The sequence below is a fragment of the Pantoea sp. S-LA4 genome (assembly GCF_054482835.1).
Map to the genome: position 1 here is coordinate 2,656,667 of NZ_JBTLRC010000002.1, position 22,969 is coordinate 2,679,635.

A 22,969-nucleotide genomic window follows, 5' to 3' on the forward strand; every position below is an offset into this window, starting at 1 on the left:
GACGAACGGCAAAGCCACTGCGGCGCAGCCTTCCGCGTCAGCCGCAGCACGCATAACCGCCTGATACCGATCGGGGAAAAGGAAAAGAACATGCAACAGCCCGTATTAACGTTGATGATTGTTGATGACCATCCACTGATGCGCCGGGGTATCCGGCAGCTGCTGGCGCTGGACCCCCGACTGGTGGTGATCGCCGAAGCCAACAACGGTACTGAAGCGCTGGCAGAAGCGCGCCGGCAGGAACCCGACGTGATTTTGCTCGACCTGAATATGAAAGGCATGTCGGGACTGGATACGCTTAAAGCGCTGCGTCATGAAGGCATCGGATCGCGCATTCTGGTGCTGACCGTCTCCGACGCCCACAGCGATATTTTCACCATGGTCGATGCCGGTGCCGATGGCTATCTGCTGAAAGATAGCGAGCCGGAGATCCTGCTGGCGCAGATTCTGCAGGCCTCGCAGGGCGAAAAAGTTTTCAGCGAAGGCGTCGCCCGTTATCTGGCTAACCGCCAGCACAGCGCCGATCCGTTACGTCAGCTGACTGAACGTGAGCGTGACGTGCTACAGGAGGTTGCGCGCGGTCTGTCGAACAAAGAGATCGCCGCCATTCTGCATATTTCGGAAGAGACGGTAAAAGTGCATATCCGCAATCTGTTGCGTAAACTGGATGTGCGCTCACGCGTTGCCGCTACGGTACTCTGGCTTGAAAGCCGCCATCGTTAAATAATCGGGGAATTTACACTTTCTCCACAATTTCTCCACGATTTCCTAATTGACCGCACGTAGAGTAAGTGACGGCGGGAAATCGTGGCGAAGATCATCCGGTTGCTCTGCTGGTGCACCCTTTCCTGGGGTCTCGTTCCTGATAAAAAAAGCACTGAGGAGTGTCGATTTAATGTCGAATTTCTTTATCGACCGACCCATCTTTGCCTGGGTTCTGGCGATTTTGCTGTGTCTTTGCGGCACCCTTTCCATCATTTCGCTGCCTATTGAACAGTATCCCGATCTGGCACCGCCAAACGTTCGCATTACGGCTAACTACCCTGGCGCCTCGGCGGAGACGCTGGAGAACACCGTGACCCAGGTGATCGAGCAGAACATGACCGGCATCGATAACCTGATGTACATGTCATCCAACAGCAGTAATACCGGCCAGGCGCAGATCACGCTCACCTTTACCGCCGGAACCGATCCGGATGAAGCGCGCCAGCAGGTGCAGAACCAGTTGCAGTCCGCGCTGCGCAAATTACCGCAGGCAGTGCAGTCGCAGGGCGTGACGGTCAATAAAACCGGTGACAGCAACATCCTGATGGTGGCGTTTGTTTCCACCGACGGCAGCATGGATAAGCAGGATATTGCAGATTATGTCGCCAGTAACATTCAGGACCCGCTGAGCCGCATCGATGGCGTCGGCCAGGTTGACGCTTACGGCTCGCAGTATGCGATGCGTATCTGGCTCGATCCCAACAAACTGATCGCCTACGCCCTGACCACCGATGATGTGGTCAGCGCAATCGAGTCGCAGAACGCCCAGGTCGCCGTCGGTCAGGTGGGTGGCCTGCCATCAGTCGCGAAACAGGCGCTTAACGCCACGGTGAATGCTCAGTCGATGCTGCAGACGCCGGAACAGTTCCGGGCGATTACCCTGAAAAACAATCCGGATGGCTCGGTAGTGACGCTGGGCGACGTCGCCAGCGTCGCGCTGGGTGCAGAAAAATATGACTACCTCAGCCGCTACAACGGCCAGCCCGCTTCCGGACTAGGGGTGAAACTGGCCTCTGGCGCCAATGAGATGAATACCGACAAACTGGTGCGGGCGCGTATTGAAGAGCTGTCGCACTATTTTCCTCACGGACTGGAAGCGAAAATCGCCTATGAAACCTCGCCGTTCGTCAAAGCCTCTATCACCGATGTGGTGAAGACGCTGCTGGAGGCGATCGTGCTGGTGTTTGGCGTGATGTATCTGTTTATGCAGAACTTCCGCGCTACCCTGATCCCGACCATCGCGGTGCCGGTGGTGCTGATGGGCACCTTCAGCGTGCTCTACGCCTGCGGTTTCAGTATCAATACCCTGACGATGTTCGCCATGGTGCTGGCGATCGGGTTACTGGTGGATGATGCCATCGTGGTGGTGGAAAACGTTGAACGCCTGATGAGCGAAGAGGGACTGTCGCCGCGCGCCGCAACACGTAAATCGATGGGCCAGATTCAGGGCGCACTGGTGGGTATTGCGCTGGTGCTTTCCGCCGTCTTTGTGCCGATGGCCTTTTTTGGCGGCACAGTCGGGGCCATTTATCGCCAGTTCTCGATCACCATTGTGTCGGCGATGGTGCTGTCGGTGCTGGTGGCGATGATCCTGACGCCCGCGCTGTGTGCCACGCTGCTCAGGCCGGTGAAGCCCGGCGAGTCGCACGATCGTCGCGGCTTTTTCGGCTGGTTTAATCGTCACTTCAATAAAAATGCTGACCGCTACCAGCACGGCGTGGCGGGCATTCTGCGTAAGGGCGGCCGCTGGCTGCTGCTCTATCTGGCGCTTATCGGCCTGATGGCCTTCCTGTTTCTGCGTCTGCCAACCTCGTTCCTGCCGCTGGAAGATCGCGGCGTGTTTCTGACCCAGGTCCAGTTGCCGGCAGGCGCGACGCTGGAGCAAACCGCCGCCGTGGTGGCAAAAGTGGAGCAGTACTATCTGACCGAAGAGAAAGCCAATGTGCTGTCGGTGTTCTCGACCATCGGTGCCGGTCCTGGCGGTAACGGTCAGAACGTAGCGCGCCTGTTTGTGCGGCTGAAAAACTGGGAAGATCGCCCCGGCACCGATCGCACCTCATTCGCGATTATCGATCGTGCCACAAAAGCCTTTCAGAAGATCAAAGAGGGCCGGGTGATCGCCAGTAGCCCGCCGGCGATCACCGGTATGGGCAGCTCATCCGGCTTTGACCTGCAACTGCAGGATCACGCCGGAGTCGGGCATACGCAGCTGATGGCGATGCGCGATAAGCTGCTGGAGATGGCCGCCAATGATAAGTCGCTGTCGCGGGTGCGGCACAACGGACTTGATGACAGCCCGCAGTTGCAGATTGATGTTGATGATCGCAAAGCGCAGGCGCTGGGCGTCTCACTCGATACCATCAACGACACGCTGACCACCGCCTGGGGCTCAAGCTACGTGAATGATTTCCTCGATCGCGGTCGGGTGAAAAAGGTCTACGTTCAGGCGGCGGCCGAATATCGTATGCTGCCGGAAGACATTAATAAGTGGTACGTGCGCAACAGCAGCGGCGGCATGGTGCCCTTCTCCGCTTTCGCCACCAGTCATTGGGAAACTGGTTCACCGCGGCTTGAACGCTACAACGGTTATTCATCGCTGGAGATTGTGGGTGAAGCCGCGAATGGCGTCAGCAGCGGCACCGCGATGGACGAGATGGAAAAACTGGTCAACGCCCTGCCGCTGGGCGTCGGCTTCCAGTGGAGCGGTGCCTCTTATCAGGAGCGGCTCTCCGGCTCACAGGCCCCGGCGCTGTATGCGATTTCGCTGCTGGTGGTCTTCCTCTGTCTTGCCGCGCTCTATGAGAGCTGGTCGATTCCGTTCTCGGTGATGCTGGTGGTGCCGCTCGGCGTGGTAGGGGCGCTGATCGCCACCTGGCTGCGCGGGCTGGAGAACGATGTCTACTTCCAGGTCGGGTTGCTGACGGTGGTGGGGCTCTCCGCCAAGAACGCCATCCTGATCGTCGAGTTTGCCAATGAGATCAACAGCAAAGGCGGCGAACTGGTGGCCGCGACGCTGGAGGCGTCACGCCAGCGCCTGCGGCCGATTCTGATGACTTCGCTGGCGTTTATCTTTGGGGTGCTGCCGATGGCAATCAGTAGCGGAGCCGGTTCCGGCAGCCAGCATGCGGTGGGGACCGGCGTAATGGGCGGCATGATCTCCGCCACGCTGCTGGCGATCTTCTTTGTACCGCTGTTCTTTGTGCTGGTCCGCCGGCGCTTCCCGCTAAAAGAGAAGCCACACGATTAAGCCGATTGGCCCGCAATCGGGCCAGCAAGGTCAGAAATAAAAAGCGGCCACTGATGTCAGTGACCGCCTTATTTCTGTGTGTGGTAAGAATTGCAGCAAGAGGGGAATCGCCCTGCTTGTCTCTTAGCGTGTTACTTGTTGCGTAACATCGCTTCGATAAATTCTTTCCAGTTCCCCATTTCAGTGTCAATCATAATGCCCTCTCTTATTGTGATGGCAATGTTACGCGCTTTTTTTCATCAGGTGAATACGTTTACACCTGTTATCACTATCGGCAGCGGTGAATAAAACCTGAGATTTATCGGATTTGGTAGCTGACGCACATTTCAGCAACTGCTTAACCCGACTGAAAATAATTTTTGATAAACCCAGCGGTAGACTATTTTTCAAACATGGCGAAATTCTTAATCACCCAATGATAAGCCAGGTAATGATTACGGCTGAAATTGATAACGGTTACCCGGTGATAAACCAGGCGCAGCCGAAAGCGTTTTTCGGCAGGTCAGGCTGGCCTGGTGAGATGCCGCAACGGATCGCACTATGCTAAACTCCCGCTTTGGCTGCTTTTTTCAGCTTCCACTTTTCACAGGATAATAAGGATCAGGCGATGAGCGCGCAGTGGGTGATGTTCGGGATTAAAAATTGCGACACGATAAAAAAAGCCCGGGGCTTTTTAACGGCGGCTGGTATCGACTATCGGTTTCATGACTACCGCGCTGATGGCCTGAGTGATGCGATGCTGCAGGAGTTTATTGATGCGCTGGGTTACACCACCCTGCTCAACACCCGCGGCACCACCTGGCGCAAGTTGCCCGAGGCAGAGCGCGAAGCCGTCACCGATGCCGACAGCGCCAAAGCCCTGATGCTGGCCCAGCCCGCCATGATTAAACGCCCGCTGTTACGCACTCCGGATGGCACTTTGCTTGCCGGCTTTAGTGAGACGAGTTATCAGAATGCTATCCAGGAGAAGTAATATGTTTTGCCCGGTCATTGAGCTGACGCAACAGCTGATTCGTCGCCCTTCTCTCAGTCCCGATGATGCCGGCTGTCAGGCGCTGCTGATTGCCCGCCTGCAGGCGATTGGTTTCCACATTGAGACCATGAACATCGATGACACCCTGAATTTCTGGGCGACCCGCGGTGAAGGCGAAACGCTGGCCTTTGCCGGTCATACCGATGTGGTCCCGTCGGGCGATGCCGGCCGCTGGATCAATCCGCCGTTTGAGCCCACCATCCGCGACGGCATGCTGTTTGGCCGTGGCGCGGCCGACATGAAGGGTTCGCTGGCGGCGATGGTGGTGGCGGCGGAGCGTTTTGTCGCCGTCCATCCGCACCATAAAGGGCGGCTGGCGTTTCTGATCACCTCAGACGAAGAAGCCAGCGGTGCCAACGGGACCGTGAAGGTGGTTGAACGCCTGATGGCACGCCAGGAGCGGCTTGATTACTGCCTGGTCGGCGAACCCTCAAGTACCGAAGTGGTCGGTGACGTAGTGAAAAATGGCCGACGCGGCTCGATCACCGCCAATCTGACCATCCACGGCGTGCAGGGCCACGTCGCCTATCCGCATCTGGCGGATAACCCGGTGCATCGGGCGATGCCCGCGCTGAACGAACTGGTGGCGGTCGAATGGGATCAGGGCAATGCGTTTTTCCCGGCGACCAGTATGCAGATTGCCAACGTACAGGCGGGAACCGGCAGTAATAATGTCATTCCCGGCGAGCTGTTCGTGCAGTTTAACTTCCGCTTCAGTACCGAACTGACCGACGCGATGATCCGTCAGCGGGTCGCAGAGCTGCTGGATCGTCATCAGTTGCGCTACACCATCGAGTGGAAACTCTCGGGTCAGCCGTTCCTGACCGATCGCGGTAAGCTGGTGGATGCCGTCGTAAAAGCGGTAGCGCACTATAATGAAATTAAGCCGCAGCTGCTGACAACCGGCGGCACCTCTGATGGCCGCTTTATCGCCCGCATGGGTGCGCAGGTAGTGGAACTGGGTCCGGTAAACGCCACCATTCATAAAATCAATGAGTGTGTGAAAGCCTCCGACCTGCAGATGCTGAGCCGGATGTATCAACGCATCATGGAACAACTGATCGCCTGAGTGCGATGTTAAGGAGCGGGAAATGGAGTTTATTAAAGATTACTGGTGGATCCTGGTGATCCTGCTGATGGTCGGCGTGCTGATGAATGTGTATAAAGATCTGAAACGCATCGATCACAAAAAATTTATGGATAACAAACCGAACCTGCCGCCGCATCGTGATTTTAACGATAAATGGGACGATGACGACGACTGGCCGAAGAAGAAGTAATGCCGGATGCCCTCGCTGAGCGAGGGCATTTTTACATCATCACGATGACATCATCATCACCGGGCTTCGCCCCGCTCAACGCCTCGTCAAAATAACGTTTCGGCACCGTATAACGCAGATGATCCAGCGCCAGCGCCATGCTGCGATGGTCGATGGCATGGGCCAGATCGTCGACAATATCCAGCGTAACATCGCCGCCTAATGCCGTCAGACGCTGCTCCGCCAGCTGCGCATGATGCATCGGGATCTGCTCATCGTAATCACCGTGAATCAGATGCACCGTAGTGCGGGTACTGGCTTTCTCGGGTAGCGTGACGAAGCGACCGTTAAACACCACCGCCCGCCCCGCCAGATCGGCATGCGCTTTTACCCCTTCCAGCACCATGCTGCCGCCCTGCGAAAAGCCGATCAGCGCCGTCGCTTCCGCCCGGACACCGCTCTGCTGCTGCCAGTGACGAACCGACTCGACGAACTGCGGCATCGCAGCGTCGACCCGTTGCTGAACCGTCTGGTCGTGTAAATCGGCTTCGGGAAACCACTGGCGGCCTGCGGCGGGCGCCCCCACCGACACCACCAGCGCCTCCGGGAAGGTGCGGGCAAACCAGCTGCCAATCTCGCCCATTGAATCCGGATTGTCGCCCACGCCGTGATAAAGCAGAAACAGCTGGGCCGCCGTGGCGGGCTGTTGAACGATTACATATTTCAGTGTCATGTTGACCTCCTGTTTTCACTCTACGCCGCCGGGCGCGAAATGATATGAGGAAAATTTGAACCCGCAGGTCGAATTATTTCAACGACTGACGCAGAGCCTCAGCGTCCAGGCCTGGCAGGTTTTCAAGCGCGGTGGCGGTCTGCTGACGCAGCGCAGTAATCAGCGCTTTACGTCCACTCAGTCCCGCCTGTCGGGCCAGCGTGCTGAGCGCATCCGGCGCGGCAATCGCGGCTTCCAGCAGCGGTAACGGCTGCAGCCGGAGGCCTGCCAGCCGCTGCAACACCGGCAAACTGGCCTCCAGTGGCCGCTGTGCCCAGGCAAAACCGGCGGCCAGCCAGGCATCCTGATCGGTAAAATCCGCGTCATACCGCATCACAACGCCTGCCGGTAACGCGACAGGCTGAGGTAAAAGCGGCCAGTCGCGGGCCAGTTGCTGTGCCGCGCGCTGCTGCAACGCTTCTCCGGCAGCAGAACAGGCCAGCATCGCCATTGCGGCGTAACAGCCGCTGCTCGCCTCGCGCTGACTGCCGATTCGCACCAGGGTAAAACCACAGGCGCGCCAGAAGGCCCAAAGAGACTCAGTGTAGCCGAAGCTGACGGAAAGATAGTCGTAATCAGCGGCAGCGTGACGGGCCGCGGTCACCAGCTGCTGGCCGATTCCACGGCGACGGCTTTCCGCAGCCACGGCAATACGGCTGATGCGCAGTGAGCGTAACGTTGCCGCCTCCGTCAGTCCTGCATGCGCCGCCAGCGACTGAGCCACCAGGCTACCGCGTGGCCGACGGGTACCGGCCCACACCGCCTGCGCCAGCGCCGGATCAAGTCCACCCTCTTCCACCAGCCATAATGCGCCCTGCAACGCCGCTGTCTCGCCAGCCAGCCACAGCTGCATACCTGGCGCATCCAGCAGCCGACGTAAATCCAGCGGTGAGGTCCGGTAATGGGCGCTGGTCAGCAGGCGATAGGCCGCCTGCAACGCTGGAAAATCGTCGCGGGAGGCAGGATGCGGAAGGGCTGATGAGGAAGGCGTGACAGCGGTGGCATCATCAAACAGCAGCGTCTGGTTGAGCCAGCGCTCCAGCGGATCGCTACGCGACCAGCGCAGTGGCTCATCAAGGGTAAAATAGCGCACCTGCGGCAGTGCGGCGCAAAACTTTAGGATAAAGCCGCGCCCGCTACCTTCGTAACCTTGTACGGTGGTGGTGAGTAACACACGGGGAAAACGGCTGACCAGCGCCTGCAACAGCGGCGCGGGAATAGCTGCCGCTTCATCAATAATCAGCCACTCAGCGGCAGGCGGCGGGTCCAGCGCCAGTAGCGCGTCTGGTGCCATGAAATGAAAATGCTCGCCGGCAAACGCTGCCAGGACCTCCGTTGAAGCTCTGGCCGGTGCGGTCACCAGCGCGTGACCATTGTGACGCGCCAGCATCCCCGCCAGTGCCGATTTTCCGCGGCCACGGGCGGCGGTCAGGACCGCCACGCCAGACGATATTGCCAGCCACTTTTCCAGCACCGCCTGTTGCTGCTGCGGTGCCTGACACTGCCAGCGTGGCCTGTCTGACAGCGGCGGCCAACGGCACGGCTGATGCTGCCGCTCCAGCAGCACTTCGGCATCGGTGAGAATCTGCTGTTGCAGATGGTGAACGAAGCGTGGCGTGGCGATGGGTTCGGCGACATCCGCCCAGCGCAGGCTATCGGCATCCGGCTGGTGCGGCCAGCGGTCCCACGGCGGGACCAGCAGCAGCAGCCAGCTACCGGCGGTTAAGGTGCCAGCCAGTGCGGCGAAGGCGTCAGCGTGAAAGCCCGCGCGGGCATCGAAAATGGCGTGATGAAATTCGCGTCCCAGCAGAGTGCGCACCGCACCTGGCGCGCAGTGCGGACCGGGAAACAGCGCGCTTTCGGCCAGCGTCAGCCAGTCACCCGCCAGCGCGTCACGCCATACCGCCGCCCGCGCCAGGCACCAGGCGGGATCGCCGCTGATCACTGCCAGCCGTCGAATCCCGGCCTGCTGCATCAGGACGGTGGTGTGCTGCAGGGTCATTCGTTGCTGGCAAAGGTGTTGCACTGTCCCGGATTGCCACTATCAAAACCGCGCTTGAACCAGCTGTAGCGCTGCTGCGAGGTGCCGTGAGTGAAGCTATCCGGCACCACCCGTCCCTGACTTTTCTGTTGCAGACGATCGTCACCAATCGCCTCGGCGGCATTCAGCGCCTCCTGCAGATCGCCGACTTCCAGGATATTCTCCTGCTGCATATAGTGTCCCCAGACGCCTGCGAAGCAGTCAGCCTGTAACTCCATTTTGACCGACAGATGGTTGACCTGAGTCTGGCTGGCACCCTGCTGCATTTCGCGGACTTTCGGTTCGATGCCAAGTAACTTCTGCACGTGATGGCCGACTTCATGCGCAATCACATAGCCCTGGGCAAAGTCACCGCCAGCACCGAGTTTGGTTTTCATCTCGTCATAAAATGAGAGATCGATATAAACCGTCTGATCGGCAGGACAGTAGAAGGGTCCCATTACCGACTGGCCGGTACCGCAGCCGGTGCGGGTTGCGCCGCGATACATCACCAGCTTCGGCGCGACATACTGTTTGTTCATCTGCTGGAACAGTTTGCCCCAAGTATCTTCGGTGGTAGCCAGGATAACCTTAGTGAATTTCGCGGCCTCGTCATCATTAGCGCTGACGCTGCGCTGCTGCTGCTGACTGGTCGGCGCCACCTCTCCGCCGGTCAGTAAGCCGGTCAGGTCATAGCCATAATAGCCGGCCACCGCGACCACGATCAGCAGAACGATACCACCCTTGCCGCGCGGCAGACGGATCTGGCGGCCTCCATAACCGGACGATTGATCGCGACGGTCCTCTACATTGTCGCTTTCGCGACGCCCTTGCCAGCGCATGCTTTACTCCCTTAGCGGTTTACTCAGATGGCATGATTTTAGTTGTGTGCCGGGGCAATAACCAGCTTTACGCCAAAATGAAAAAAGGAGAGCCGGGGCTCTAATGCCTGTCAGTTAAGCAGCAGGTGATAACGCGGGCTGGTGCCGCTCAGGGGCTGGCGGTCCTCGCGCCGCTGCGCGGTGCCTTCACGTCATTCCTCTGCCTGACGGACCGCCGGGGATGGCACATCCTGTGCCGCCCCGCCTTTCGCCCGCGTCCTGCGGGCTCTCCTGGCTAATGTTCAGCGCTGCGGATTGCCTGCCCCTGAGCGACCCCAGCCTGCTCTGAAACTTCAGTGCGTGCTGTTAAAAAGGGCACGATAGTGGAGGCCTGGGCGCCTCTGCTGCTGAAAGGGCTATCCGCAGCGCTGAGGCGTGACGTTGGGCCAGAACGCCACGCCGGGAAGCGTGGAGAGTTCGGGGCCGGCCAGGAAAGGCCGATCCCCGAACGGTTCGTCGGCACGACTTCAAAGCCGAAGGAACCGCGCAGCGGCGCGAGGACGGCCCGGCAGCAGCAGCGGTGCTCAGGCCCGCACTCCGGCACGCTCGCCCATACAAAAAAGCTGCCACGTCTGACCGTGACAGCCTTTGCACATTTAACCTTAACTGACGAGCATTAGAGCCGGGGCTCTCCTTTCTCTGCTGTGCGGTGTGGCTTAGTCGAGCTTCACGCCCAACCGCTGAGCAACGGCTTCATAGGCTTCAACCACGCCGCCCAGGCTCTGGCGGAAACGGTCTTTGTCCATTTTATCCAGCGTCTCTTTGTCCCACAGGCGCGCGCCGTCTGGCGAGAACTCATCGCCCAGCGTCACTTCGCCGTTAAACAGACCAAACTCCAGCTTGAAGTCGACCAGAATCAGTCCGGCGTCGTCAAACAGCTTGCTCAGAACCTCGTTGGCTTTAAAGGTCAGTTCCTGCATCCGCGCCAGGTTTGCCTTGCTGACCCAGCCAAAGGTTTCGCAATAGGATTCGTTGACCATCGGGTCATGTTTCGCATCGTCTTTCAGGAAAAGATCGAACAGCGGTGGATTGAGCACCAGCCCCTCTTCCACGCCCAGGCGTTTTACCAGCGAACCCGCGGCACGGTTGCGCACCACGCACTCAACCGGCACCATCTCCAGCTTCTTCACCAGCGCTTCGGTATCAGACAGCAGCGCTTCCATCTGGGTCGGGATACCCGCTTCCTGCAATTTAGTCATAATGAAATGGTTGAACTTGTTGTTCACCATCCCTTTACGATCAAACTGCTCAATTCGAGCCCCGTCACCTGCTGACGTATCGTTGCGGAATTCGAGTATCAGCAGATCCGGGTTATCGGTGCTGTATACGGTTTTCGCTTTACCGCGATACAGCTCAGCTCGCTTTTGCATCTTGTTCACTCCAGACTTGAAATAACGGGTGTCCAGCGGCCTGTGCCGCTGCGGCGATTGCCTTGACGCAATCGTTTACTTCGCCGCGCGCTATTATGCCAAAAACAAAATAAAAAGGCCGGAGAATCTCCGGCCCTTCATCATTTTTATTTGTTCAGCGCGCCCTGGAACACCGCCACCAGCGCATCATTTTGCGACTGGGTCAGCACATGCCCTTTCGGGTCGATGAACTGCAGGCTGGTACGGTTATCAAGATCGCCGACCTGCACTTTATAATCCCCGTTTGGCAATTCGGGATCTTTAGCGCCTACTTCATCCCAGCCGCTGCTGCCCGGTGATTTATAGGTCACCTTCATGCTGCCGGTTGAGCGGGTCGTATCGGTCACTTCCATTCCGATGCGTTTCATTGCCTCTGGCAGACGCTGCCAGGCCACGTTGTACGGCGTACGCAGGATCAGCAACGGCAGGCCGGTATCATCCGCACCGCTCTGCACATCAATCGCGCCATTCACCCGACCCGAAGCCGCATTTTCGCTGGCGGTCTGGATCTTATCCATGCCGGTGCTGATGTCGTTAAGCATCTGCGCGGTATAGCGTTGGATCTGCGCAGGCGAAGTGATGGTTTTGCCATCCTGCTGCAGTTCCAGCAGGCGAACCGTCAGCAGCTGCTGATAGCTCTGCGACTGCACGCTGATCTGGTAACGGCCACGATACTGCTGATCTTCATCAGCGCGGTTCCACTGAACCCAGTCGGTGGTCAGCTGCTGTCCGGCGTCATTACGTGAAGCAATCGGGAATTTGTAAGACTGCACCACATTGACGACCTGCGACCAGACGGAGCCACGGCTGTTATCAAGCATCAACGCGCCGGTATTATTGCTGTATTGCGCGCGGGTACCGTTCAGCAGCGCCAGCGGCTGGGCCGGTGGACGGATATCAAGCTGCTTGCCGGTCGGGGCCTTGCTGCTGGTGCGCGGGACATCAAAATCGCCACGCTGAACCGGCAGGATCATCCCGGCTGGGGCTTTCAGTTCATGTAGTTCGCTGGCTTGCAGATAAGATTCGTCACCGCTGACCTGGCGCTTATAGCGCTGGTCGCTTGAACAGGCCGACAACAGCATCAGGGTGGAAAGCCCCACCACTGTGGCTACCGTTGACCGCTTTACTGAGTAATTCATTCAAACTCCCTAAATTATCGCAAACCCGCTTTCACCAGCGCCTGCTCCACTTTCGGCTGGCCGGCTGCAGTCAGTGGCGTCATTGGCAGACGCAGCGTGTCGTTAGCGATTAATCCTAGCTGTTTCGCAGCCCATTTTACCGGGATAGGATTGGGTTCACAGAAAAGCGTCTGGTGCAGGTGCATCAGACGCTGATTCAGGCGGCGTGCCTCGACGAAATTACCCTGCTGTGCCAGTGTGCACAGCTCAGCCATTTCGCGCGCGGCTATGTTCGCCGTCACCGAAATGACGCCTTTGCCGCCCAGTTGCATAAAGTCCAGTGCGGTAGCATCGTCGCCACTCACCAGAATGAACTCTTCATTAACCAGCTCTTGGATCTGACTTACCCGCGATAAGTTCCCGGTTGCCTCTTTGATTCCGATAATATTTTTTATTTCAGCCAGGCGGGCAACGGTTTCCGGCAGCATGTCACAACCGGTACGTGAGGGAACGTTATACAGCATTTGCGGCAGGCTGGTGCTGTCGGCGATCGCTTTAAAGTGCTGGAACAACCCTTCCTGCGTAGGACGGTTGTAATAAGGCGTGACGGTCAGGCAGCCGACCACGCCGGAGTGTTCGAAACGTTTAGTCAGAGAGATGCCTTCAGCGGTGGCATTCGCACCGGTCCCGGCGATCACCGGAATACGGCCATCCGCCAGCTCCAGGGTCAGCATCACCACATCGCCGTGTTCTTCATGGCTCAGCGTGGCCGATTCGCCTGTGGTGCCGACGGAAACAATCGCCGCGGTGCCGCTGGCGACATGATAATCAATCAGTTTTTTCAGACTCGCACGGCAGACATTACCTTTGTCATCCATTGGCGTAACGAGTGCAACAATACTTCCCGTAAACATTGGCGATCCCCTCGACAAACAAGTGCTTCATGGTACGTTTTACGCTTAGGGAAAAGCAAGCAAGCCACGCTATTCCGGCGCTTGTCAGCAGTTTTTTTTATGTTTACCTTATAGTTATTAGCGAATGCACAGGAAAAGCCATTTTGCCGCAATCTCAGCCCCATCATCTGGTGATCACCGCGCTCGGTGTTGACCGTCCGGGTATCGTCAACACCATTACCCGACACGTCAGCAGCTGCGGTTGCAACATTGAAGATAGCCGTCTCGCCATGCTCGGGGATGAGTTCACCTTTATCATGCTGCTGTCAGGCAGCTGGAACGCCATTACGCTGATTGAATCCACTCTGCCGCTGAAAGGCGCCGAACTGGAACTGCTGATTGTCATGAAGCGGACCAATGCCAGTCGCCGTCCGCCGATGCCGGATACCGCCTTTATCCAGGTTGAGGTAGCGGATTCGCCGCACATCATTGAACGCTTCACCGATCTGATCGATAAGCATCAGATGAATGTTGCCGAACTGGTCTCCCGGATTACACCGGGACAACACGATTTGCCTCCCACGCTCTATATTCAAATGACCGCCCACAGTCCGACGCGGACTGAAGGCACGTCGTTTGAGCAGGCCTTTAATACGCTGTGTCATGAGCTGAATGCCCAGGGATCGCTGCGCCTTTACAGCCTGTCGGATGCCGACAGCAGTGAAGCCATCAGCCCGACACGCTAACGGCGCATGTTGATACCGGAGCTATTTCTCCACATGACCGTCACCGAAACGTGCCCGGCTATGTGGTGAAATACCCCCTGATGGTAATTTTCCATTTGGCAGTTTCGCGCCGGATGGTGTATTACCGACAGCCTGAATAAAAAAATGGAGAGATGTGATGAATCCACTGAAAGCCGGTGATACCGCACCGAAATTTAGCTTGCCCGATCAGGATGGCGAACAAGTGAATTTGACCGACTTCCAGGGACAGCGCGTTCTGGTGTATTTCTATCCGAAGGCGATGACACCCGGCTGCACCGTCCAGGCATGCGGTCTGCGTGACAACATGGATGAGTTAAAAAAAGCGGGCGTGGAGGTGCTGGGTATCAGCACTGACAAACCGGAAAAGCTGTCACGCTTTGTCGAAAAAGAGCTGCTGAACTTCACCCTGCTGTCAGATGAAGATCATGAGGTCTGTAAGGCGTTTGGCGTCTGGGGTGAAAAAACCTTTATGGGTAAAACCTATGACGGCATCCATCGCATCAGTTTCCTGCTGGATGCTGACGGCAAGGTGGAAAAGGTCTTCGATAACTTTAAAACCTCCAATCACCACGATATCGTGCTGGACTACGTTAAGTCCGCCTGATGTCTGCAGGACGCGGCAGCCTGCTCGCCGCGTCCTGCTTATTAGCGTCACTGCCCTGACTGACTGCGGTGATCCGCTTCAGCCGCCAGAGGGCTTACCGCCTCTCCGCCACCAGAATCTCTCCGTTAACCCGCGCCCTGCCAGGGTTGCGGCTTCCGACGTAGCGGCTAATTGACTGCCGCGGCGATCACACAGTTACGGCCGCTGTTTTTCGCCTGATAGAGCGCAGCATCCGCCTGCTTCAGGCTATCTTCAAGCGTCACATCCTGCTGACCGCTCCATGCCGAGACGCCAATCGATAAGGTAATGCGTCCGACGTCAGTAAGCCAGGCTTCGGCAATGCCGAGCCGCACCCGTTCGGCAATGATCAGCGCCTCTTCCAGTGCGGTACCTGGCAGCAGCATCAGAAACTCTTCGCCGCCGTTACGACAGACCACATCAGACTGGCGGGCGCTGGCGCGCAGCGTGCTCGCGACCTGCTGAATGACCCGGTCGCCGACGTCATGGCCCCAGCTATCGTTGACGTTTTTAAAATGATCGATATCCAGTGCCAGCACCGAAAATGGCTGACGCAGCGTCTGGTAATAGTCCAGCACTGCGTTGAGCCCGCGACGATTGAGTAACTGGGTCAGCGGATCGGTCTGTGCTTCCGAGTTGAGTCGGCCAATTTTATCCTGCACCAGTCCGATGCCGGTCAGCAGCGCACGCTTGACCTGCGCAGCTTCAAAATACCAGGCGCTGATCCCGCCTATCTCTTTTGACACGCCCTGCGCATCCATCCGGCTGGCCTTACGCGCCAGTTGCCACAGCGGTAGCGCAATCAGCCGGGCCAGAATCACCGCCACCAGCAGCGTTAACAGCGCAAAGGGTACAGAGTTTTTCAGCACCTTCAACAACAGGCCCGACAGCGGCTCCAGCGTCACGTTAACCGGCTTGAGTGCCACCACCATCCAGCCAGTGGTCGGTACCACCGCATAGCCTGCCAGCTGGGTAACCTCTCCTGCTGGCGAAATCTTCAGCGAGCCGTTGCTCTGCTCCTCGCGTGGGCCGATGATGGCGGGCAGCGTTTTGCCAATCAGCTGGCGATTCTGGTGATAGAGCACCTGATTATTGCTGTCGAGCACGTAGACGCTGGTGCCATCGCGATAAAACTGTTCGCCCAGCAGCGCATTCAGAACACTTTTCTTCTTCAGATAGATGGTGCCGCCCACATAACCCAGATAGTCCCCTTCCCGGCTCCAGATGGGCCAGGAGACGAACACCAGCAGATTGTTAGCGGCAGAAAGCGTCGGTTTACTGATCATCGGCTGACGCATCGACAGCGCCTCTCGTGACGCGTCGCTGGTGAGGTGCATCCCTTTAAGCGTCAGCGATTCCGGCGAGATAGCTCTGACTATCCCCTGCTGATCGACCACCGCGACCGAGTTAAAACTGATGGTCTGCTCGCGCAGTCGGTTGACTTCGCTCTGCAGCAGTTTGTCATTACCGAAATCGCCGCTGATCTGGTTAGCGCTGTAGTGCAGTTGTGACTGCGCCAGCTGAAAGAAAATTTCACTGGTGGAGGCCAGCTTGGCGGCGTAGGCCCGGTTAGCTTCCAGCGTGCTTTCAATCAATACCTGCCGCTGAACCCGCCAGGTGGCGTACAGGGTATTGGCGAGGGTGATGACGATGCTGACTATGACCAGCAGCGCGATTAAATTGCGCAGATCGGTTTTGGGTCGAAAACGCCTTATCATGACGTTGCCGCCGCAGGTGAAAAAATCATCGATTACGTGCCTGATTATTGTTATTAGCGTGTGCCGGATGGCCTGGCGATACTGGCGTCAGTTTACACCCTGACAGAGGATTTGAGCAGGGTTAAGGCCGCCGGCACCACACTAAATTCAAATTTATCTGGTCCTAATCGATCAATCCCTGGCTATCGTAAAACGGCCAGGGCCCGGAAAAGCGGCCAATGGCGCACTGGTGCGTCACCATTCCCTCTCCGGGCTGCCAGCGATGCAACAGAAATCCGGGCGGCTCCAGCACAAAGTGCGCCGGACCGTCAGGCTGCAGATCCAGCGCCACCTGATGCGAGGCGCCCGGCGCTACGCAGGCCAGCGTGCCGGCAAAACGGGTCTGTAAGCTGCGATGCAAATGACCGCACAGCACCCGTTCCACCTGCGGATGACGGGCAATGATCGCCTCAAGCGCGTCGGGCTGACGTAACCGTTGCCGATCCATATGATCGATACCGCAGGCAAAAGGCGGATGGTGCAGCATTACCAGCGTGGGCCGATCGGGCGCGGCACTCAACGCCCGATCCAGCCACAGCAGTTGCTGCTCATCGACATAGCCCCACGGCTGCTGCGGCACGCTGGAGTCAAGCGCCAGCAGCCTGACATCGCCAACGGTCAGTTGCCAGTTCAGGGTTGGCCCGTTTTGCAGGTAAGCATGATCCGGAAAGGCAGCGCGCAGCGCCTGGCGGTCGTCATGATTGCCCGCCATCAGGTAATAGGGTCGCTGTAGCCGCTGCAGGGCGTCGCGCAGCGTCTGATACTCGTCAGGCCTGCCGAAATCGACCAGATCGCCGGTAATCACCACCACATCGGGCTGCGGTCGCAGCGCGTTTAGCGTATCGATAGCCAGCAGTAAGGCCGCATGGGTATCGACCTTTTTATAAGAGAGACGGCCATTGGCCTTGATATGCAGATCGCTGAGCTGCGCAATCACCGTAGGTTGAACAGACAATCCTGACTCCTTAGCAACTAAATTCCAGTGCGGCATGGCTGGCCAGCGACCAGCTGATGCGCTGTCCGGCCTGCCAGACTTCGCGGGCGTGGCGTTCGACCTGAATCGGCGTTTCCAGCCCGATATCGATCAGTAAGCGCTGCGAGGCGCCAAGAAAGGTACTGCCCATCACCATACCCTGCTGGGCATACCGGCTCTCGTCAGCCAGCAGCACATCTTCCGGCCGACAGAAACGCAGCGGTTTGCCGTGCCGATCCTCGGCAATACAGTTAATCGCCCCGACAAAATCAGCGACAAAGCGTGACGCCGGACGCTGATAAATTCCCTGTGGCGTATCGATCTGCACCAGGCGACCCTGCTCCATCACTGCAATGCGGTCGCCCAGCGCCATCGCTTCCTGCTGGTCGTGGGTCACGTAGACGGCGGTGATCGCCAGCCGCTTCAGCAGCGCGCCGATCTCCAGTCGCAGCCGTTCGCGCAGGCGGGCGTCGAGCGCCGCCAGCGGCTCATCGAACAGCAACACTTTGGGTCGGGCGGCCAGCGCACGCGCCAGCGCCACCCGCTGCTTCTGTCCGCCGGACAATTTATCAATCCCGCGCTGCGCCAGATGCGTCAAATCCACCAGCGCCAGCATCTCCGCCACCCGCGCCTCACGCTCGGTGCGCGGCACGCCCTGCACCTTCAGGCCATAGGCGACGTTCTGCGCCACGTTGAGCGTGGGAAACAGCGCGTAGTTCTGGAACACCATGCCGACATTGCGTTTCTCAATCGGCAAATTGGTCACGTTGCGCTGATCAAACCAGACTTCGCCCGGCCGATCGCTGCTCTCCAGCCCGCTGATGATGCGCAATGTCGTGGTTTTGCCGCAGCCCGACGGGCCGAGTAGCACCAGCGTTTCACCCGCCTGCACCTGCAGATCGAGCGGATGCAGCGCCACATGTTGATTAAAGCGGCGCGAACAGCCGCGCAGCGTTACGTTTACCGCCTCGTTCATGCTTGCTCCTCACGTTGCTGCCGCCGGGTTTGTCGTTCCAGCCAGTGATTACAGGCATTGAGCAACAGCAGCAGCGGTAAAATCATCAGAATAAAAATCAGGGTATAAGCGGACCCGACTTCCAGCCGCATCGAGGCGTAGCTGTCCGCCAGTCCGACCGGCAGCGTTTTGGTCAGCGGGGTGTGCAGCATCCAGGTAATGTTGAACTCCCCGACCGACAGGGTAATCACCATAAAAGCGCCAGCCAGGATGCCGTTGCGGCAGTTGGGAACCACCACGGTAAAGAAACGGTGCCAGAAACCGGCCCCGAGGCTGGCAGCGGCCTCTTCCAGGCGCGGTAGCTGAATCGCCTGCATCACCGCCAGCACCGGTCGGATCATAAACGGCAGCGTGAACAGCACATGACCAATCAGGATGAACAACCAGCTGTCACGCAGACTACTGAACTGGCCATACAGCAGAATAATACCCAGCGCGGTCGCCAGACCGGGCAGCGCCACCGGCAGCATCAGACACTCTTCAATCCGCGCCGCCCAGCGTGAGGGCGACTTCAGCAGGCCCCAGGCTGCCGGTACCCCGATCACCACCGTCAGCGCTAAACAGCTCAGCGCGATCAGCAGTGACAGCCAGAAGGTGTCGGCATACATCTGCCACACCTGCGCCACCCACTTCAGCGTCAGGCCACTGCGCAGGCCGACAAAATAGTTTTGCGTTACGCCCGCCAGCATCGATAACAGCACCGGCACGATCATAAACAGCGCGGTCAGGCTGGTGATGGAGATCTGCAGATAAAACAGCCCCCGGCGCTTCATGATGTGCGTTCCTCGCGGCTGGCGGTCAGCCAGCGTGCCAGCATCAGGCCCAGCCAGGCGACCGCTCCCATCACCACCGAGAGCGCGGCGGCGGTGGCGAAATTGGCGTAATTAGTGAACTCGCCGTAGATGGTCAGCGGCAGCACCGCCAGCTGCGTCCCGAGAGTAAACGCGGTGCCAAAGGCGCCCATGCTGGTGGCGAAACAGAGCGCACCGCAGGAGAGCAGCGCCGGTTTCAGACCCGGAATAATCACATCAAGGATGATGCGCCACTGACTGGCACCCAGTGAACGGGCCGCCTCTTCCAGTGAGCGATCCAGCTTTTCACTGGCCGCCACCAGCGTGACGATGGCCCGTGGCAGCGAGAAGTAAAGGTAGCCAATAAACAGCCCGCTCAGCGAGTAAGCAAGCACCCAGCGCTCCCCCACCAGGCTAAGACTGAGTTGCGCCAGCACACCCTGCCGTCCCGCCAGCATCACTACCAGAAACCCCACCACCACGCCGGGAAAGGCCAGCGGAAAGGTCAGCAGCGCCAGCAGCGTGCCGCGTCCGTTAAAACGCTGCCGCGCCAGAAAGCAGCCAACCACGGCGGCAATCAGCAGCGTCACCAGGGTAACCGCCAGCGACAGCAGCACGGTATTAAACAGGCTTTGCAGATACTGCGGCTGGCTGATGACCGTCCAGTAGCCACTGTGGTGGCTGCTGCGATCGGCTGTCATGCCGATTTGCAACAGGCGGGCAAACGGCAGCAGCCAGAAGGCAGCAAAGAACAGCAGCGCAGGCAGCAACATCCACGGCCAGTTCACGTCCGGCTGCCCGACACGCGCCCGAGCACGGCCGACGCGGGCTAAGGCGTGGCCGGTTTCAGCGAGTGCCATCAGCGGATCTCACTCAGGTAACGCGCTGAGAAGGCTTTCTGGGCATCGGCCATCTGCTGATAATCGACGGTATGGGCGCGGGCGTAATCGCTGTCCGGCAGAAAATGTTTTTTGGCTTCTGCTGACATCGCCGCCGGGCGTACCGGGCGCAGATATGCATTCGCCCAGATCGCCTGACCGGGATCGGAGAGCACATAGTCGATCACTTTTTTACCGTTCGCCGGATGCGGCGCGTTTTTCACCAGGCTGATAACGTAAGGCACCGTCACCGTGCCTTCCTGCGGAATAACAAATTCGACGTTAGCGTGATCTTTATAGCGGGCGCGATAGGCGTTGAAGTCGTAGTCGAGCAGAATCGGGATTTCGCCGGAAATCAGGCGGGCATAGGCGGTCTGTTTCGGCACAATCGGCTGGTTGCGCTGCAATGCTTTAAACCAGTTAAGCGCCGGAGTGAAATCCTGCAGATTGCCGCCTTTGGCCTGATTCACCGCCACCGCCGTCACGTAACCGACAAAAGCACTGGCGGGATCGAGGTAGCCAATCATGCCTTTATATTCCGGCTTCAGCAGATCGTCCCAGGAACGGGGCACCGGCGCGCCAGCCAGCGCATCCACATTGACCATAAAGCCGAGCGTCCCGGAGTGCAGCGCCACCCATTTACCGGCCGGATCTTTCATCCCCGCCGGGATCTGATCCCAGCCGGACGGTTTATAGGCGGCGATCACATCGGCACCGGCTGCCTGGATGCCGAAGCTGACACCGTAATAAACCACGTCGGCAACCGGATTGTTTTTCTCAGCCACCAGCTGCGCCAGCGCCTGACCGGAATTTTTATTATCCTGCGGCACCTGAATGCCGGTCGCTTTTTCGATCGCTTTCAGCTGAGTGCCCCAGTCAGCCCACTCGGGCGGGCAGTTGTAGCAGATGGCATTATCCGCCGCCTGGACCCAGTGACTGGTGAGCGTGCAGCCCGCCAGCAGCGCGACGCTGAAAAGCTGTTTGATATTAACCGTGAGTAGCATGATGTTTCCCTGAAGTTGAGCCATAAAATGCCGGGGCGACACTCTCCCCAAGCCGCAAATGATGTTCCAGCCGCTCTGTGCCGCCGCCGGAGGAAGGATGTAAAAGCCGATCGATGGCGCGCGTCCCCAGCAGCGCGCCCGGCTGCACCACACTGGCCAGTGAAGGCGAGAGCTGTTCACCCAGTGCAATGCCGTCGAAACCCATCACGGAGAGCTGGTGCGGCACGCTGATGCCGGCACGCGCAGCCGCCCCCATCAGGCTGATGGCCAGCAGATCGTTGCTGCAAATCACGGCCGTCAGCGGCGATGCGGCGTGTATCAGCGGCAGCAGCGGCTGAAAATCAGATTGGGTATGGCTCGGCATTTCGATGACCGGATGCGCCATCAGACCGGCCTGCCGCATGGCATCGCCGTAGCCAAGATAGCGCTGGCGCGCCCGATCAGATTGACGCATCGGCCCGGCGATCATCACGATATGACGGTGGCCCAGCGCCAGCAGATGCCCGGTCGCCTCGGCAATGGCTCGTCGGTTATCCACACACAGGCAGGGCCAGTCATGCTGCTGCGGCACGTTATGCGTCAGGACAAACGGCATCTCTGCTGCCGCCAGCGTCGGTAACAGCGTACTGCTGTCGGCATCCGCCACCGTCAGTACCAGACCCGCCACGCGCTGGCGCAGCATATGTTCGACTATCGCCGCTTCCCGATCGGCCTGATAGTCACTGGTCGCCACCAGCAAACCGTAGCCGGCACGCCGGGCCTGTTGCTCCATCGCCTGAAGCTGCTGGGCAAAAATCGGGTTAAGCAGCGAAGGCAGCAACACGCCCAGCGTGGTGGAGTGCTGGGTGCGGAGCTGACGGGCAATATGATTCGGGCGAAACCCGAGCTCGGCCGACGCCGCCAGCACTTTTTGCAGCGTGTCGGGTTTCAGCAGATGAGGAGCAGAGAAGGCGCGAGCGGCAGTGGCGCGGGAGACACCCGCCAGATTGGCCACGCTGATTAAATCGGTCATTACGCCCTCGTTTATCGTCGATGAGATCGATCTCATTGAGGCGTAAGCTAACGGCGAGATATGACAGGCGCATCGCGGTGAGGTGACGGAAAGATGACAGCGGCGTTGCCGCCGCCGGAAGAATCAGAGCATCAGGAAAGCGTACCCTTCATTTTGCAACGTGGCGACGGTAGTGCCGCTGGAGATGGTGTGCGTCACTCTCGGATCGATCCATTCACGCTCAAGCTGATGGAATGCCACCGACTGATCGCAAATCGACACCTCAACACCGGCTTTTTTCAGTTCGTCGATCAGTTTAAGGTTCGGGTTGTCGACACCGTAGGCTTTATGAAACTGGGTATTATTTAAGGCAGCCGGCACCGCATCGCTGTTAATCGAAACGACAAATTTGAGCTGGTTGAGCGGCACGCCCGCAGCGTAATAGAGGTTGGTCACGCGAGCCACCCGTTCCAGACCGAGATTGGGCTGACGAATATCGCCTTCACTGCGGTTGATCTGGAAAACAATTTTATTACTCAGGCCTGGCGTGGTGCCTGGTTTAAATGCGGGCGTATCGACATAATGTATTTTTCCGTAGCCATCAATGGCGGGCGTACTCCAGAAATCAGCCGGCTGCGTTTTATTATCCGCCATTTTCCCGCTGACCTTATCGAACAATTCCGGCAACTGTAAAACATTACCCCCAATAAAACCCGCCACCGCGGCGACCACAATAAAGGCTGCTGGACGCATGACTTATTTCTCCTGAAGTTT

General features: G+C 58.4%; 22 protein-coding genes. 7 read left to right on the forward strand and 15 right to left on the reverse strand.

What is annotated here, in order from left to right; all coding sequences use genetic code 11:
- Window positions 1-90: 90 nt before the first annotated feature.
- Complete coding sequence (locus ACX3P5_RS13210; protein WP_233987426.1) at window positions 91-723, forward strand: response regulator; 633 nt, start codon at window positions 91-93, stop codon at window positions 721-723.
- A 172-nt stretch (window positions 724-895) separates the two neighbouring features.
- Entirely contained in the window at window positions 896-4,012 is a 3,117-nt protein-coding gene (gene acrD / locus ACX3P5_RS13215; RefSeq protein ID WP_233987425.1) for a multidrug efflux RND transporter permease AcrD, read from the forward strand.
- A 131-nt stretch (window positions 4,013-4,143) separates the two neighbouring features.
- On the opposite strand, the gene ypfM is transcribed toward acrD, so the two are convergent.
- Window positions 4,144-4,206 carry a protein YpfM gene (ypfM, locus tag ACX3P5_RS13220; RefSeq protein WP_139015967.1) on the reverse strand — a complete coding sequence of 21 codons (63 nt, stop codon included), beginning with the start codon at window positions 4,204-4,206 and terminating at the stop codon, window positions 4,144-4,146.
- Window positions 4,207-4,619: 413 nt separating this feature from the next.
- On the opposite strand from ypfM, the gene ACX3P5_RS13225 reads away from it, so the two are divergent.
- Genes ACX3P5_RS13225 through ACX3P5_RS13235 form a run of 3 tightly spaced genes read left to right on the forward strand, consistent with a single transcriptional unit; the run spans window position 4,620 to window position 6,325 of the window.
- The gene (locus ACX3P5_RS13225) at window positions 4,620-4,985 is read left to right on the forward strand and encodes an ArsC family reductase (RefSeq protein WP_094121199.1); all 366 of its coding nucleotides are present in this window, start codon (window positions 4,620-4,622) and stop codon (window positions 4,983-4,985) included.
- A gap of 1 nt (window position 4,986) precedes the next feature.
- Complete coding sequence (gene dapE / locus ACX3P5_RS13230) at window positions 4,987-6,114, forward strand: succinyl-diaminopimelate desuccinylase (RefSeq protein WP_458968813.1); 1,128 nt, start codon at window positions 4,987-4,989, stop codon at window positions 6,112-6,114.
- 22 nt (window positions 6,115-6,136) lie between these two features.
- Complete coding sequence (locus ACX3P5_RS13235; protein ID WP_233987423.1) at window positions 6,137-6,325, forward strand: YpfN family protein; 189 nt, start codon at window positions 6,137-6,139, stop codon at window positions 6,323-6,325.
- A 31-nt stretch (window positions 6,326-6,356) separates the two neighbouring features.
- On the opposite strand, the gene ypfH is transcribed toward ACX3P5_RS13235, so the two are convergent.
- The 6 genes from ypfH to dapA all read right to left on the reverse strand — a co-directional run bounded on the left by ypfH (window position 6,357) and on the right by dapA (window position 13,418).
- Window positions 6,357-7,037 (reverse strand): esterase, encoded by a 681-nt coding sequence (gene ypfH / locus ACX3P5_RS13240; RefSeq protein ID WP_458968814.1) that lies wholly within the window; start codon window positions 7,035-7,037, stop codon window positions 6,357-6,359.
- A 73-nt stretch (window positions 7,038-7,110) separates the two neighbouring features.
- Window positions 7,111-9,078: a tRNA(Met) cytidine acetyltransferase TmcA gene (locus ACX3P5_RS13245; protein WP_458968815.1), complete on the reverse strand. Its 1,968-nt coding sequence runs from the start codon at window positions 9,076-9,078 to the stop codon at window positions 7,111-7,113.
- Complete coding sequence (gene ypfJ / locus ACX3P5_RS13250; RefSeq protein WP_233987420.1) at window positions 9,075-9,938, reverse strand: KPN_02809 family neutral zinc metallopeptidase; 864 nt, start codon at window positions 9,936-9,938, stop codon at window positions 9,075-9,077. The genes ACX3P5_RS13245 and ypfJ overlap by 4 nt, the downstream gene beginning before the upstream one ends.
- Window positions 9,939-10,633: 695 nt before the next feature.
- Window positions 10,634-11,347, reverse strand: a complete 714-nt coding sequence (gene purC / locus ACX3P5_RS13255) for a phosphoribosylaminoimidazolesuccinocarboxamide synthase (protein WP_233987419.1) — start codon at window positions 11,345-11,347, stop codon at window positions 10,634-10,636.
- Window positions 11,348-11,493: 146 nt separating this feature from the next.
- Complete coding sequence (bamC, locus tag ACX3P5_RS13260; protein WP_336755712.1) at window positions 11,494-12,525, reverse strand: outer membrane protein assembly factor BamC; 1,032 nt, start codon at window positions 12,523-12,525, stop codon at window positions 11,494-11,496.
- Window positions 12,526-12,539: 14 nt separating this feature from the next.
- Window positions 12,540-13,418 (reverse strand): 4-hydroxy-tetrahydrodipicolinate synthase, encoded by an 879-nt coding sequence (dapA, locus tag ACX3P5_RS13265; protein WP_233987417.1) that lies wholly within the window; start codon window positions 13,416-13,418, stop codon window positions 12,540-12,542.
- A gap of 143 nt (window positions 13,419-13,561) precedes the next feature.
- Between dapA and ACX3P5_RS13270 the strand changes: the two genes are divergently transcribed.
- Window positions 13,562-14,143 carry a glycine cleavage system transcriptional repressor gene (locus tag ACX3P5_RS13270; RefSeq protein WP_094122051.1) on the forward strand — a complete coding sequence of 194 codons (582 nt, stop codon included), beginning with the start codon at window positions 13,562-13,564 and terminating at the stop codon, window positions 14,141-14,143.
- Window positions 14,144-14,300: 157 nt separating this feature from the next.
- On the forward strand, window positions 14,301-14,768 hold the full coding sequence (gene bcp, locus ACX3P5_RS13275) for a thioredoxin-dependent thiol peroxidase (protein ID WP_031375386.1): 468 nt from the start codon (window positions 14,301-14,303) through the stop codon (window positions 14,766-14,768).
- A 167-nt stretch (window positions 14,769-14,935) separates the two neighbouring features.
- Here the strand turns inward: bcp and ACX3P5_RS13280 are convergent, their stop codons facing one another.
- From ACX3P5_RS13280 to ACX3P5_RS13315, 8 genes are all read right to left on the reverse strand, one after another.
- Window positions 14,936-16,504 carry a sensor domain-containing diguanylate cyclase gene (locus ACX3P5_RS13280; protein WP_458968816.1) on the reverse strand — a complete coding sequence of 523 codons (1,569 nt, stop codon included), beginning with the start codon at window positions 16,502-16,504 and terminating at the stop codon, window positions 14,936-14,938.
- Between the two features lie 163 nt (window positions 16,505-16,667).
- Complete coding sequence (locus tag ACX3P5_RS13285; protein WP_094122048.1) at window positions 16,668-17,498, reverse strand: phosphodiesterase; 831 nt, start codon at window positions 17,496-17,498, stop codon at window positions 16,668-16,670.
- 10 nt (window positions 17,499-17,508) lie between these two features.
- Window positions 17,509-18,492: an ABC transporter ATP-binding protein gene (locus tag ACX3P5_RS13290; RefSeq protein WP_458968817.1), complete on the reverse strand. Its 984-nt coding sequence runs from the start codon at window positions 18,490-18,492 to the stop codon at window positions 17,509-17,511.
- On the reverse strand, window positions 18,489-19,304 hold the full coding sequence (locus tag ACX3P5_RS13295; protein ID WP_094121594.1) for an ABC transporter permease: 816 nt from the start codon (window positions 19,302-19,304) through the stop codon (window positions 18,489-18,491). The genes ACX3P5_RS13290 and ACX3P5_RS13295 overlap by 4 nt, the downstream gene beginning before the upstream one ends.
- Complete coding sequence (locus ACX3P5_RS13300; protein WP_458968818.1) at window positions 19,301-20,182, reverse strand: ABC transporter permease; 882 nt, start codon at window positions 20,180-20,182, stop codon at window positions 19,301-19,303. The genes ACX3P5_RS13295 and ACX3P5_RS13300 overlap by 4 nt, the downstream gene beginning before the upstream one ends.
- Window positions 20,182-21,204: an ABC transporter substrate-binding protein gene (locus ACX3P5_RS13305; protein ID WP_094121592.1), complete on the reverse strand. Its 1,023-nt coding sequence runs from the start codon at window positions 21,202-21,204 to the stop codon at window positions 20,182-20,184. Before ACX3P5_RS13305 ends, ACX3P5_RS13300 begins: the two co-directional genes overlap by 1 nt.
- Window positions 21,188-22,216 (reverse strand): LacI family DNA-binding transcriptional regulator, encoded by a 1,029-nt coding sequence (locus ACX3P5_RS13310; RefSeq protein ID WP_458968819.1) that lies wholly within the window; start codon window positions 22,214-22,216, stop codon window positions 21,188-21,190. Before ACX3P5_RS13310 ends, ACX3P5_RS13305 begins: the two co-directional genes overlap by 17 nt.
- Before the next feature lie 123 nt (window positions 22,217-22,339).
- Entirely contained in the window at window positions 22,340-22,948 is a 609-nt protein-coding gene (locus ACX3P5_RS13315; protein WP_336755716.1) for a DsrE family protein, read from the reverse strand.
- Window positions 22,949-22,969: the final 21 nt, after the last annotated feature.

What these genes read in the sequence shown, in the direction of transcription:
- ACX3P5_RS13210 (WP_233987426.1), top strand. Translation starts at nt 91, where the DNA reads ATGCAACAGCCCGTATTAACGTTGATGATTGTTGATGACCATCCACTG.
- acrD (WP_233987425.1), top strand. Translation starts at nt 896, where the DNA reads ATGTCGAATTTCTTTATCGACCGACCCATCTTTGCCTGGGTTCTGGCG.
- ACX3P5_RS13225 (WP_094121199.1), top strand. Translation starts at nt 4,620, where the DNA reads ATGAGCGCGCAGTGGGTGATGTTCGGGATTAAAAATTGCGACACGATA.
- dapE (WP_458968813.1), top strand. Translation starts at nt 4,987, where the DNA reads ATGTTTTGCCCGGTCATTGAGCTGACGCAACAGCTGATTCGTCGCCCT.
- ACX3P5_RS13235 (WP_233987423.1), top strand. Translation starts at nt 6,137, where the DNA reads ATGGAGTTTATTAAAGATTACTGGTGGATCCTGGTGATCCTGCTGATG.
- ypfH (WP_458968814.1), bottom strand. Translation starts at nt 7,037, where the DNA reads ATGACACTGAAATATGTAATCGTTCAACAGCCCGCCACGGCGGCCCAG.
- ACX3P5_RS13245 (WP_458968815.1), bottom strand. Translation starts at nt 9,078, where the DNA reads ATGACCCTGCAGCACACCACCGTCCTGATGCAGCAGGCCGGGATTCGA.
- ypfJ (WP_233987420.1), bottom strand. Translation starts at nt 9,938, where the DNA reads ATGCGCTGGCAAGGGCGTCGCGAAAGCGACAATGTAGAGGACCGTCGC.
- purC (WP_233987419.1), bottom strand. Translation starts at nt 11,347, where the DNA reads ATGCAAAAGCGAGCTGAGCTGTATCGCGGTAAAGCGAAAACCGTATAC.
- bamC (WP_336755712.1), bottom strand. Translation starts at nt 12,525, where the DNA reads ATGAATTACTCAGTAAAGCGGTCAACGGTAGCCACAGTGGTGGGGCTT.
- dapA (WP_233987417.1), bottom strand. Translation starts at nt 13,418, where the DNA reads ATGTTTACGGGAAGTATTGTTGCACTCGTTACGCCAATGGATGACAAA.
- bcp (WP_031375386.1), top strand. Translation starts at nt 14,301, where the DNA reads ATGAATCCACTGAAAGCCGGTGATACCGCACCGAAATTTAGCTTGCCC.
- ACX3P5_RS13280 (WP_458968816.1), bottom strand. Translation starts at nt 16,504, where the DNA reads ATGATAAGGCGTTTTCGACCCAAAACCGATCTGCGCAATTTAATCGCG.
- ACX3P5_RS13290 (WP_458968817.1), bottom strand. Translation starts at nt 18,492, where the DNA reads ATGAACGAGGCGGTAAACGTAACGCTGCGCGGCTGTTCGCGCCGCTTT.
- ACX3P5_RS13295 (WP_094121594.1), bottom strand. Translation starts at nt 19,304, where the DNA reads ATGAAGCGCCGGGGGCTGTTTTATCTGCAGATCTCCATCACCAGCCTG.
- ACX3P5_RS13300 (WP_458968818.1), bottom strand. Translation starts at nt 20,182, where the DNA reads ATGGCACTCGCTGAAACCGGCCACGCCTTAGCCCGCGTCGGCCGTGCT.
- ACX3P5_RS13305 (WP_094121592.1), bottom strand. Translation starts at nt 21,204, where the DNA reads ATGCTACTCACGGTTAATATCAAACAGCTTTTCAGCGTCGCGCTGCTG.
- ACX3P5_RS13310 (WP_458968819.1), bottom strand. Translation starts at nt 22,216, where the DNA reads ATGACCGATTTAATCAGCGTGGCCAATCTGGCGGGTGTCTCCCGCGCC.
- ACX3P5_RS13315 (WP_336755716.1), bottom strand. Translation starts at nt 22,948, where the DNA reads ATGCGTCCAGCAGCCTTTATTGTGGTCGCCGCGGTGGCGGGTTTTATT.